We start from the raw sequence: 11,971 nt of genomic DNA on the forward strand, positions 1-11,971 counted from the left end.
TACCCCCTCCCACATCAGGCTTTGCGTCGGATCAGATATTTGCGCGCAGGATGTTGGCCGGCAACAGCTCGCCCCGCTCCACACTGGCCGCAACGGCCGTAATCAAGCCATCCAATTCATATCCCTGCCCCAGCAGCCACGCCTGGTCGTAATAGGTGGTGGCATAGCGCTCGCCCCCATCACACAAGATCGCCACGATCGAACCTGACTCCCCTGCCGCCTTCATCTGCTGCGCCGCCACCAATGCGCCAATCAGGTTGGTCCCGCTGGAACCCCCGACCCGCCGCCCCAAACGCTCGGCCAGGTAATGCATGGCCGCCAACGACAGTGCGTCCGGCACCTTGACCATCGCATCAATCACCTTGGGCAGGAACGACGCCTCGACCCGTGGGCGACCAATCCCTTCGATCCGCGAGCCGCAGTCCAGGCGCAGGCTGGCGTCACCGCTGAGGTAGTAGTCAAAAAACACCGAGCGCTCGGCATCGGCACACAATACGCGGGTGCAATGCTGGCGATAGCGCACGTAGCGCCCTAGGGTCGCAGTGGTACCGCCAGTGCCGGGGCTGGAAATCAGCCAGCTCGGTTCCGGATGTCGCTCAAAGCGCAGCTGCTGGAAGATCGACTCGGCGATGTTGTTGTTTGCCCGCCAATCGGTCGCGCGCTCGGCGTAGGTGAACTGGTCCATGAAGTGACCACCACTTTCCTTCGCCAGGCGTTCGGACTCGGCATAGATCTGCGTCGGATCCTGTACCAGATGGCTCTTGCCACCATAGAAAGCGATCTGGGCGATCTTTTCCTGGGAGGTGGTGGCAGGCATCACCGCAATAAACGGCAGGCCGAGCAGGCGCGCAAAGTAGGCTTCCGAAATCGCCGTCGAACCGCTGGATGCTTCGATCACCGGTGCTCCCGGCTTCAGCCAGCCATTGCACAGCGCATACAGAAACAGCGAGCGGGCCAGGCGATGCTTCAGGCTCCCGGTGGGATGGCTGGACTCGTCCTTGAAGTACAACTCGATACCCGGAAAGCCCGGCAGCGGCAGCGGTATCAAGTGCGTGTCAGCGCTGCGCTGGAAGTCCGCTTCAATGATGCGAATGGCCTCGCGGGCCCAGGGACGATGGTCACTCATAAGGGAAGATCTCTAAGAATTTCAGCCCCAATCTTAGGATGTTTCCTACACTGCACACAGATACAGTGACGACTCAATTGGACACACAATTGCTAGGCTTTGGCGCAATGCCAGGGTACCCCATCCCTTATAACAAATAAGAATATAACTTTTGTTTTAACAACTAACAGTACGGGTTAGGGTACCCACCTATTGAATCTGGATTGGAGAGCATCCCTTGGCTCTGCGTAGCACTTTTACCCGTTTCTTCCAGCTGGAAGCCGCCAGCGGTCTGTTATTGATCGCGGCGGCCGCCTTGGCGCTGATCATCAACAACTCACCGCTGTCCCACCTCTACGGGGCCTTTCTCGAGGTACCGGTGGTGGCCCAGATTGGCGCGCTGAACATCGCCAAGCCCGCGCTGTTGTGGATCAACGACGGCCTGATGGCCTTGTTTTTCCTGCTGATCGGCCTGGAGGTCAAGCGCGAGCTGCTGGACGGCCACTTGTCCAAGCCATCGCAAGTGGTCCTGCCGGGCGCTGCGGCCATCGGCGGCATGGTGGTACCGGCGCTGATCTACTGGGCGATCAACAAGGATTACCCGGCGGCGCTCTCCGGCTGGGCCATCCCCATGGCCACCGACATCGCTTTCGCATTGGGCGTGCTGGCCCTGCTGGGCAAGCGTGTGCCGGTGTCGCTGAAGCTGTTCCTGATGACCCTGGCAATTATTGACGACCTTGGCGCGATCATCGTGATTGCCGTGTTCTATTCCGCCGACCTCTCCGGTGCCGCCCTGGCCGGCGCGGGGATGTGCTTGATCGCCTTGATTGCCATGAACCGCCTAGGTGTGATCAAGCTCGCGCCTTACCTGATCATCGGGTTGATCCTATGGGTGTGCGTGCTGAAAAGTGGCGTGCATGCCACCTTGGCCGGCGTGACATTGGCGTTCTGCATCCCGATGCGTACCAAGAATGCCGAACCTTCGCCGCTGCTGACCCTGGAACACGCGCTTCACCCATGGGTGGCCTACGGCATCCTGCCGCTGTTCGCCTTCGCCAACGCCGGCGTGTCCCTCAACGGCGTCAGCCTGGAAAGCTTTACCCACCATGTGCCCATGGGCATCGCCCTGGGCCTGCTGATCGGCAAGACCATCGGCGTGTTCGGCCTCACCTGGCTGACCATCAAGACCGGCCTCGCTGCCCTGCCCAGCGGTGCCAACTGGGGCCAGGTATTTGGCGTGGCGATCCTGTGCGGTATCGGCTTCACCATGAGCCTGTTTGTCGGCTCACTGGCCTTTGTGCCGGGCGCCAGCGAGTTTGCTGGGGAAGATCGAATGGGGATCCTGACCGGGTCGATATTGGCGGCATGTATTGGGTATGGCGTGACGGCGATGGCAAGTCGCAAGAAGGCCTGAGAGGTTCGGCGACGCGCATCATTGTAGCGAGGGCGCTTGCTTCCTCGTCACAGGTCCTGCGTACCTGGACAGACACAACGCCAGCCGCGCACTGGCCGCCCCCATAAAAAAACCCCAACCAGTCACCCGGTTGGGGTTTTGTGTTTCTACGACTGACGTTTAGCGAGTCACGCGGCTGGTGCCATCAACGGTCATGATGCGCACGCGGTCGCCGATGCGGAAGATTTCATTTTCCTGCACGGCCTGTACGTAGGCGCGCATGCTGCCGTCGTCTTCACGAACGGTGATTTCCACGCCCTGGGTACGGGTCAGGCCTTCTTCAGTGGCCGAACCCAGCAGGCCGCCAGCAACGGCGCCGATGACTGCGGTAACGATACTGCCACGGCCGCCGCCGATGGCGCTGCCGCCGACACCGCCGATGACTGCACCCGCTGCGCCGCCGATTGGGGTCTTGGTGCCTTCGATTTTCACCGGACGCAGGGATTCAATGGTCCCCATGCGAACGGTCTGCACACGACGCGCTTCGTCACGGGAGTACGAGTCGCCGGTCAGACTCGAAGCGCAGCCACCCAGCAGCAGCGACAGGGTGGTAAAGCAGGCAACCAGTAAAACGGACTTACGCATAGCATCAACTCCAAAGGACAGGTATTCATTAGACGCTGCAGCTTGACGCCTGTCACGGCAAGCCCGGCAGAAAATTGCTTTCATTCAGCCTGAGTACAGACTGCCAGTACCCAAAATACCGACGAACGGTAGCACGCTCAACATAACCAGGAACTTCATGGATTATTTCATCATTGTAGTCATTACCGCCGCTGGTCTGTACTTCCATGGTTGGTTGTACGTGCGCATCAGGCGTTGGATAGACCGCGACCTGGCGCTGTCCCTGGCGGGCAACGACCTGCACAAGCGCGCCTTTATGCTGCAACAGCTAGAGAAGGCCCGGGCCTTGAAGATCAAGCGGAACGACCTGCCGCTCTGGCTAAAGAACGCCGCACAGCACTACACGCCCGAAGACTCTTGAACAGAGACTTCGGTGTGATCGGCTTGATTCAGGAGAGATGACGAAAGGTGCCGCTCAGGGCGCCAGGCGCTCGCGGGTCCAGTCCGCGCCTTGCAGGCGATAGTTCAGGCGGTCATGCAGGCGGCTGGCGCGGCCTTGCCAGAACTCGATACGCTCGGGCAGCAAACGGTAGCCACCCCAGTGCTCGGGGCAGTCGGGCTGGGTGTCGCTGAAACGCTGTTCGGTAGCCTTGAGCAGTTCCTGCAGCGCCTCGCGATCACGAATGACCTGGCTCTGCGGGGAAGCCCACGCGCCCAGGCGACTGCCCAGGGGGCGGACCTGGTAATAGGCGTCCGACTCTTCGGGCGTCACCTTGACGACCCGCCCTTCAATGCGCACCTGGCGCTCCAGGGTCGGCCAGAAAAAGGTCATGGCCGCGAACGGCCGCGCCGCGAGCTGTTCGCCCTTGGCGCTCTGATAGTTGGTAAAGAAGGTAAAGCCCTGTGCATCCAGGCCCTTGAGCAACAGGATGCGACAGTGCGGACGACCGTCCTGGTCAACCGTGGCCAGGGTCATGGCATTGGCCTCCACCGGTGGCTGCTCGGTTTTCACCGCATCGGCAAACCACTGGTGAAACAAGGCAAACGGCTCATCCGGGGCCTGGGCCTCGCTCAAACCGTCCCGTGTGTAGTCACGGCGCATATCGGCCAGTGCCTGGGTCATGCGACTTTATCCTTCTGGTTCAACGGATCAGTTTTTCGCCTGGTCGTTCGCCGCCGGCGTAGCAGCCTTGGCTTTGGCCGGAGCCGGTTTCTTCGCAGCCGGCTTGGCTGGGGCCTTTTTGGCAGCTGGCTTGGCGGCGGCTTTCTTGGCGACAGGCGCCTTTTTCGCCGCAGTCTTGGCAACCGGTGCCGGCGCTGGAACATCCTGCACGGCAACCATTTCAGCGACAGGTGGCGTCTTGCCGGAGTTGTACTTACTCAGCAAGGCCAACATCGTTGTACGCTGAGTGAACATGATTTCCATGCGACGATTCAGCGCACGCCCCTGATTGCTGTCGTTGGCGGCACGCGGCATAAGGTCGCCCATGCCACGCAGCATCAAGCGGTCTTGCTTCAGGCCGCTGAGGCTGAAAATCGAAGCGATGGACTGCGCGCGCTCCTTGGTCAACGCCTGGTTGGCCGGAGCGGAACCGGTGGCATCCACGTGGCCCAGCACCAGTACGGCGGTTTTCGGATCGGCTTCAACAGCCTTGGCAACGCGGGTGAACGGGCCCAGGGTAACCGGCAACAACATCGCCGGGCGTTTCGGGTTGTAGGAGCCGTCTACCGGGGCAATCACCACCAATACGTTATCGCGGCGCTCCAGTTGCAGGTTGCTGTCCTTGATAGCGGCGCGCAGGCGCGGTTCATAGTCGTCCAGCCAGGCCTGGGTGATTTTCGGGTCGGGCATCGGTACGTTGGTCACGTCGACCTTGGCCAGTGGCTTGGGCTTGCTTTCGAACGGCCACCACCAGTGGGTTTCGGTGTCATTCTTGGCGACAGCTGGCGCGGCGGCGGGTGCCGGCGTCGCGGCCTTGAGGTCGGCCGTCAGGTCAGCCTTGGCATCGGCGGCCTTTTCGTCGGCACTCGTGGAGGAGAACGGCCACCAGCTGGAGCCGGTGTCAGCCTTGGCAACCGGGGCTGGGGCTGGGGCTGCGGCCGGGGCGGCAGCAGCAGCGACCGGGGCAGCAGGCTTGGCGCCAGCGGCAGGTTTAGCATCCGGCGTGGCGTCGGTTTGGCTCACTGCGTCCTTGGTGGCAGCCTTATCAGATCCAAATGACCACCAATGCCCCCCTTCGGCATCATTTTGTGGAGTTTGTGCGCAACCAGTGATAGTGAGGCACAGCGCCAGTGCCAAGGACTTGTTCGATAACATGAGATATCCACAAAATGAGAAAAAAACCGGGGGGTCTGGATGACCCGTTAAACAGACGCTTCCAGAACATTAAAGTTACAACATTTCGCTCAGCGTCTTCTTATACTTGCATTTGTAACAAAAAAACGTGAAACAGCAAGGGGTTTACAGACAACCGGCCAATATTCCGACCAACTTCTGCGCACGAGGGTCCATAAGTACATACGGCCCCAACGTATTAGTCACAAAACCGAACGCAACATCATGTTCAGGGTCGGCAAACCCCACCGAACCACCCGCGCCAGGGTGCCCAAACGCACGCGGGCCAAGGCCGAAGGTTGCATTGGGCAACTGCGGTTGATCCAACATGCAGCCCAGGCCAAAACGGGTCTGAGTCAATAAGGTTTTATCCGGCCCAATACTGTGTTCACGAGTCAATTGTTCGAGCATGTCGCTTTCCAGCAAACTACCGTCCAACAAACCGCTATAAAAACCCGCCAGGCTGCGCGCATTACCGTGACCATTTGCCGCCGGCTGCTGCATGCGTCGCCATTCGGGTTTATTGGTGCTGGTCAGAATAGAAGGTGGGTTGGCAAATGCCCGCGTCGTCATGGCGTTCGGTTCACGCATCATTACTTGCAGTAAACGTTGTGCGGCTTCATCGCCCATATTGCCTTTACTGCGCGCTATATGAGCCACGCGATAAAACTCTTCATCCGCCAGCCCTACATGGAAGTCCAGTCCCAACGGCCGCGCAACCCGCGCCACGATGGATTCACCCGGGCCACGCCCGTCGGCACGGCGCAGCAATTCGCCGACCAGCCAACCATAGGTGATTGCCTCGTAGCCATGGCCTTGGCCCGGTGTCCACCACGGCGCTTCGGCCGCCAGGGTGTCGACCATGCGTTGCCAGTCGTATAGCGCTTCGGCGGGCAGCATTTCGCGGATCGCCGGCAATCCGGCCTGGTGGCAGAGCAACTGGCGCAGGGTGATGGTTTCCTTCCCCACCGCCGCAAACGCCGGCCAATAATCGGCCACTGGCGCATCCAGCTTCAGTTTGCCTTCGGCGACCAATTGCAGGGCTGTGACCGCAGTAAACGTCTTGGTGCACGAGAACAGGTTGACGAGGGTGTCGCTGTGCCAGGCCTCGGCACCATCCTTGTCGGCGGTACCGGCCCACAGGTCGACTACCGTTTCCCCGCCGATCTGGATGCAAAGCCCGGCACCACGCTCCTGCGGGTCATCGAACAAGGCGGCGAACGCTTCACGTACCGCTTCGAACTGAAGTTCGTAATGACCCTGAACCTGCACCTAAGCCCCCTCGGAAAACGCCATAAAAAGTGGCTGACATTGTTCCAGCCCTTGTAGGATTTGTGAACCCGTCACCACTGAATCAATGACCATTTCCAGAGTGCCCGCCGGCGTGCCCAGCGCCCTGCCCCGCACCTTTGCCATCATGCGCGTTGCCGCCTTCGTGCTCATGCACTGCACTGGCCGCTTTGGCCTTTTCGGCTTCCTTGCCCAGTTGGTCGACCGCCGCCAGGTTGCTCTTGCGCACGCTGTCGACAAACCCCTGGAATGGGATATCGGTAATGCCAACCAAGCCGAAGTGGCCGTTTTCACCGTCCAGCAGGCGACCGGTAACCGGTTGGTCCAGGTACTGGAACCAATGCACGCCGACGATCGACGGCTCGGCCATGGCCTGCTTGAGGAAGGTCGCATACGCCGCCCCCCGGTCTTCTTCCCTGGCCAACTGCGTCACACCGCCCCAGAACGGGCCACGGTCTGCAGAGCCGAAGTTGAATTCGGTGATCAACACGGGCTTGTCCAATGCGCGCAACGCAGCGAAGTCATAACCGTCCTGAGGCTTGAGCGTGTACATGTTGAAGCTCAACACGTCGCAATACTGCGCACAGGAGGCCACGGCTTCCGGCGTACTCACGGCGTAACGGCCACCCAGCAGCAACTGGTTGGGGGCATGCCACTTCAACGAATCGGAAATGGTCTTGAAATAGGTGTCGGCGAAGGTTTTCTGGAAATATTTGAAGTCGGCTTCGATTTCCGGGTGCTCAGGACTCGGCATCGGCGGTTCGAAGCCTGGGTCTTCCATCAACTCCCAGCCCGCCAGGTGGATACCCCAGGCCCTGGAGAGGCCTTCTTCATTGCGGTACTTGTCGCGCAATTGCTTGAGGAACGCACGTTTGGCCGGGACGTCGGTGGTCATGCGCAACGTGCCGTAGGCCAGGGCATAGCGTGACTTGGGATCATCACCGGGGCCGGCCCAGGCCAATTCGTTGTCGGCAAAGAAGCCAATCAGCCACGGGTCATCGCGGTGATCGCGGGCAGCGATGGCTACGGCACGCTCGGTGGCCATGGCGAAGCGAGGGTCGAACGGGTCGGGCATGCCGCCCCACCAATCGGTACCGGTGCTGATGCTGGCGTAATCGCCGACGATCGATAGCGGCAAGGTGTACGGTACGCGGTCGGCGGTGGCCAGGTCCGCCGCGCTCCAGTTGCCGATGGTGTTGAAGCCCCAGGCCTGCAGGCGGTCGAGGGTGTGGCTGATCCAGCGCTTCTGGTCGTAACCATCAGTGTCGTAGGTACGCTGCAGGTTGGCGCGGTAGAAATCGTACCAGCGCCCCGCCGCAAAGCTGCGGCCTTCGCCCGCGCCGTTGCCGGTGCGATGATCGCTGCTGCCATAGTACTTGTCGAAGGGTTCGCCAGCCTGGGGCAGCGCCCCGAACATCCATTCACGCCCCGCCACGTAGGTCTGGTTGTTATCCGACGCCACGGTGTTCACGCCCAGGGAGTAGAACGGGTGGCCTTCCGGCGTCACCAGGTACCAGCGACCGTCACGTTTCTCGGTGCGGAAAAAGCCGCTGGCATCGAACGCCGGCCCTTTGTTCCAACCGCCGTATTGATCCAGTGCGGACTTATCCCGCTCGGCCAGCCACGTCTTGAGCTGTTGCTGCTCCTTGGCAGCGGCGGCCTTGAGTTGTTCGTCGCTGCTGACCTTTTCCGGCCAGCGCGCACGCGTGGATTGACCATAGGCGTCCACCAGGTTGCTGTAGGCAGCCTTGAACGCTGGCTCGCTGTCCTGCACGCCGAAGCGCTCCAGCAGGATGCTTTGCGCAACATTGGGCTTGATCATCGACAGGGTCACCGAGACCACCTGGCTGCGGTCGATCTCCCCGGCGCTGCTGGCCAGCAACACGCGCTGGCCGTCGACGGTGATCGGCATCGGCGGGCCCGCCTTCATGCCCTGGCTCAGCGGCGAGTTGGCTTGCAACGGAACCAGCAGGGTCTGGGCCGGGCCCGCAGGCAGGTCGATGCGACTGACCAGGGTCTTGCCGTCGTTGCTCTGCACCTTGACGTACAGGGTCAACGCCCAGTCCATGGCACTCTGGATACGCAGGCTCATGGCGCCGGACTGCGACCAGTCCCACACGCCGCTTTGCGGGCTCAGCACCAGGCTCGGTTCGGCGGCCGGGTTGAACGTGATGCGGCGCAGCACCTCGCCTTCCGGGGTTTGTTCGGCGTTGTATTGCGGCAGGCTGGCGTCCTGGGTCGCCACCTTGACCACATCGGCAGGCCGGACGAAGTTGAACAATGTTTGTTGCCCGCTGGGCGCGGCCATCAAGGGCGCGGCGAACAGCAGGGCAAAAAGGGCGGGCAGCGTGCGAATCATACGAGCAAGGTTCTCCCAAACGGCCGGTGAATGGCCTGATGACATAAAGCGATAGCAGTGAGATAGACCACGAAGTGGGCGAATTCGCCCACGGTGGCTTAAGAAATTTCGCGCCTGAATGGCGGCAACGCATTCAGGATGGCTTTGCCATAGCGCTGGGTAACCAAGCGCCGATCGAGCAACGTGATGGTGCCGCGGTCTTCTTCGGTACGCAGCAAGCGCCCGCAGGCCTGCACCAGCTTCAGCGAAGCATCCGGTACCGAGATTTCCATGAACGGGTTGCCGCCCCGCGCCTCAATCCACTCGGCCAAGGCAGCCTCGACCGGGTCATCCGGCACCGAGAACGGAATCTTGGCGATGACCACGTGCTCACAGTAGGCACCGGGCAAGTCCACGCCTTCGGCAAAACTGGCCAGGCCGAACAGCACGCTGGAATCCCCGCCATCGACCCGCGCCTTGTGCTTGTTCAGGGTTTCCTGCTTGGACAGGTTGCCCTGGATAAACACTTGCTTGCGCCAGTCGCGGTCGAGGCCATCGAACACGTCCTGCATCTGTTTGCGTGAGGAAAACAATACCAGGGTGCCGCGTGAACCTTCCACCAGGGACGGCAGGTCACGGATGATGGCGGCCGTGTGAGCCGGAGCATCCCGAGGGTCGGCCTTGAGGTCGGGCACGCGCAGCACGCCGGCGTCGGCATGATGAAACGGGCTCGGCACCACAGCAGTCACCGCCTTTTTCGGCAGGCCGGCGCGCATGCGGAAGCGGTCGAAGGTGCCCAGGGCGGTCAGCGTGGCCGAGGTTACCAGGCAGCCATACGCGACATTCCACAAGTTGCGGCGCAGCATTTCGGCAGCCAGGATCGGGCTGGCATTGACCTCGATATCGAACAGCGCGCCGCTTTCCGACAGGGTCAGCCAACGCGCCATGGGCGGGTTGTCTTCCGGGTCTTCGGCGGTAAACGCGGTCCACAACTCCCAGTTGCCCTGGGAACGGGACAGCAGGCTGCCGAACAGCGGGTACCATTCCTCGGCCTGGTTGCTGGCGATGCCGATATTCACCTCGCCGTCCATGCCCTCCTTGAGCAGGTCGGTCAGGCGGGTGAACAGGTCGGTCAGGCGCGAAAAGCCTTTCTTGAGCTCAACGCCCATTTCGCGCATGTGCTCGGGGATCAGCCCACCCACAAAACGATGGCGCGGGCGCTCTCGGCCCTCCACGTCTTCGCCAGGTTTAAAGTCGGCCACCTGTTCACAGGCGCTGAACATGAACTGCTGCTGGGTCTTGATCTCGCGCGCCAGCTCCGGCACCTGTTCGATCAGCTTGCCCAGGTCGCCGGGCAAGGGGTGCTGGGCGAGCAACTTTGTGAGGTTCTTGGCGGTGGTCTCCAGCCAGTCGGCGGTGGAGCGCAGGCGCGTGTAGTGGGCGAAGTGGCCGATGGCCTTATCGGGCAGGTGGTGGCCTTCGTCGAAGACGTAGAGCGTGTCGCGTGGGTCCGGCAGTACAGCGCCGCCGCCCAGGGCCAGGTCGGCCAGGACCATGTCGTGGTTGGTGACGATCACATCGACCTTGCCCATGCCTTCCCGTGCCTTATAGAAGGCGCACTGGCCGAAGTTCGGGCAATGGCGGTTGGTGCATTGGCTATGGTCGGTGGTCAGGCGCGCCCAATCGGCATCTTCCAGGGCGGTGGGCCAGCTGTCGCGGTCGCCGTCCCATTTATTGCCAGCCAATTTCTCGATCATGCTGGTAAACAGCTTCTGGCTGACTTCATCAACCTCGATCTTGAAGCCTTCTTCTTCAAACAGCGACGCCGTGGCGGTTTGCGCATGGCCTTCCTGCAACAGCACGTCGAGCTTGGACAGGCACATATAGCGGCCACGCCCCTTGGCCAGGGCGAAGGTGAAGTTCAGGCCGCTGTTGCGCATCAGGTCGGGCAGGTCTTTGTAGACAATCTGCTCCTGCAGGGCGACGGTGGCGGTGGCGATCACCAGGCGCTTGCCGGCGGCCTTGGCAGTCGGGATCGCGGCCAGGCTGTAGGCCACGGTCTTGCCGGTACCGGTGCCGGCTTCGACGGCCACGACCGCAGGCTCACCTTCGCGGCGACCTTCGTCGTCGGTGTCGATATCCCCGAGGACCTTGGCCACTTCGGCGATCATCAGGCGTTGGCCATAGCGCGGTTTCAAGCTCTTGGCTTCGAGAAAACGCGTATAGGCGCCCTGGATCGTGGTTTTGAGTTCAGTGCTGATCATGGATAGTCGGGCGCAAAAAACGCTGGATAAATTTTCAGTGGTTCGAATCGGCCGCTATCATACCCCGCTAATTAATCCCGCGCAGAACGGAGTACCACCATGACCGTCTTCAGCCTCGTCTACACCCTGCATGTATTGGCCGCCCTGATCTGGGTCGGCGGCATGTTTTTCGCCTGGATGATCCTGCGCCCCGCCGCTGTGGCGGCCCTTGAGGGCCCTGCCCGACTCAAGTTGTGGGCAAATGTGTTTCAACGTTTTTTCGTGTGGGTCTGGGTGGCGGTGCTGGTTTTGCCGATCAGCGGCGTTGGCCTGCTGCACCTGCGCTTCAGCGGGTTCGAGACCGCACCGCGCTATGTGCAGGTGATGATGGGCTTGTATGTGGTGATGACCGCGCTGTTTATCCGCATCCAGGCGTTGAAGTTCCCGGAACTGCGCACGGCGGTAGCGGCTGAAGACTGGCCGGCGGGCGCGGCGGCGCTGGGGCAGATTCGCAAGTTGGTGGGGATCAATTTGATCGTGGGGTTGTTGCTGGTGGCGATTGCTTCGGCGCGGCCGATGTTCTGAGGCGACCTTCAACCTGGCTCGGGAGCAGGTCGGTGCGACGTGCTCCCGAGGGCGTCAG

Annotated in this window: 10 protein-coding genes; 3 read left to right on the forward strand and 7 right to left on the reverse strand. The window is 61.4% G+C overall.

The annotated features are described in order from the left end of the window. Nucleotides 1-31: 31 nt before the first annotated feature. On the reverse strand, nt 32-1,126 hold the full coding sequence (locus QU606_RS09395; protein ID WP_150054367.1) for a PLP-dependent cysteine synthase family protein: 1,095 nt from the start codon (nt 1,124-1,126) through the stop codon (nt 32-34). Between the two features lie 217 nt (nt 1,127-1,343). Between QU606_RS09395 and nhaA the strand changes: the two genes are divergently transcribed. Beyond that, the gene (gene nhaA / locus QU606_RS09400) at nt 1,344-2,519 is read left to right on the forward strand and encodes a Na+/H+ antiporter NhaA (protein WP_304998333.1); all 1,176 of its coding nucleotides are present in this window, start codon (nt 1,344-1,346) and stop codon (nt 2,517-2,519) included. 159 nt (nt 2,520-2,678) lie between these two features. On the opposite strand, the gene QU606_RS09405 is transcribed toward nhaA, so the two are convergent. After that, nucleotides 2,679-3,143 (reverse strand): glycine zipper 2TM domain-containing protein, encoded by a 465-nt coding sequence (locus tag QU606_RS09405; RefSeq protein WP_003189251.1) that lies wholly within the window; start codon nt 3,141-3,143, stop codon nt 2,679-2,681. A 157-nt stretch (nt 3,144-3,300) separates the two neighbouring features. Here QU606_RS09405 and QU606_RS09410 point away from each other — a divergent pair, with 157 nt between their 5' ends. Further along, nucleotides 3,301-3,543: a hypothetical protein gene (locus QU606_RS09410; protein ID WP_024073876.1), complete on the forward strand. Its 243-nt coding sequence runs from the start codon at nt 3,301-3,303 to the stop codon at nt 3,541-3,543. Between the two features lie 54 nt (nt 3,544-3,597). On the opposite strand, the gene pdxH is transcribed toward QU606_RS09410, so the two are convergent. The 5 genes from pdxH to dinG all read right to left on the reverse strand — a co-directional run bounded on the left by pdxH (nt 3,598) and on the right by dinG (nt 11,349). Continuing rightward, nucleotides 3,598-4,245: a pyridoxamine 5'-phosphate oxidase gene (pdxH, locus tag QU606_RS09415; protein WP_024073875.1), complete on the reverse strand. Its 648-nt coding sequence runs from the start codon at nt 4,243-4,245 to the stop codon at nt 3,598-3,600. A 27-nt stretch (nt 4,246-4,272) separates the two neighbouring features. Continuing rightward, nucleotides 4,273-5,439, reverse strand: coding sequence for an OmpA family protein (locus tag QU606_RS09420; protein ID WP_304998334.1), 1,167 nt, complete (start codon nt 5,437-5,439; stop codon nt 4,273-4,275). 144 nt (nt 5,440-5,583) lie between these two features. Next, nucleotides 5,584-6,729: a serine hydrolase domain-containing protein gene (locus tag QU606_RS09425; protein ID WP_304998335.1), complete on the reverse strand. Its 1,146-nt coding sequence runs from the start codon at nt 6,727-6,729 to the stop codon at nt 5,584-5,586. Between the two features lie 82 nt (nt 6,730-6,811). Continuing rightward, entirely contained in the window at nt 6,812-9,106 is a 2,295-nt protein-coding gene (locus QU606_RS09430) for a beta-galactosidase (RefSeq protein WP_024073872.1), read from the reverse strand. A 98-nt stretch (nt 9,107-9,204) separates the two neighbouring features. Beyond that, nucleotides 9,205-11,349 (reverse strand): ATP-dependent DNA helicase DinG, encoded by a 2,145-nt coding sequence (dinG, locus tag QU606_RS09435; RefSeq protein WP_024073871.1) that lies wholly within the window; start codon nt 11,347-11,349, stop codon nt 9,205-9,207. Between the two features lie 99 nt (nt 11,350-11,448). Between dinG and QU606_RS09440 the strand changes: the two genes are divergently transcribed. After that, a complete protein-coding gene (locus QU606_RS09440) occupies nt 11,449-11,913 on the forward strand; it encodes a CopD family protein (protein WP_024073870.1) in 465 nt (154 codons plus the stop codon). Nucleotides 11,914-11,971 lie beyond the last annotated feature (58 nt).

It is taken from the genome of Pseudomonas sp. OVF7 (assembly GCF_030644265.1).
GTDB lineage: Bacteria > Pseudomonadota > Gammaproteobacteria > Pseudomonadales > Pseudomonadaceae > Aquipseudomonas > Aquipseudomonas gorinensis.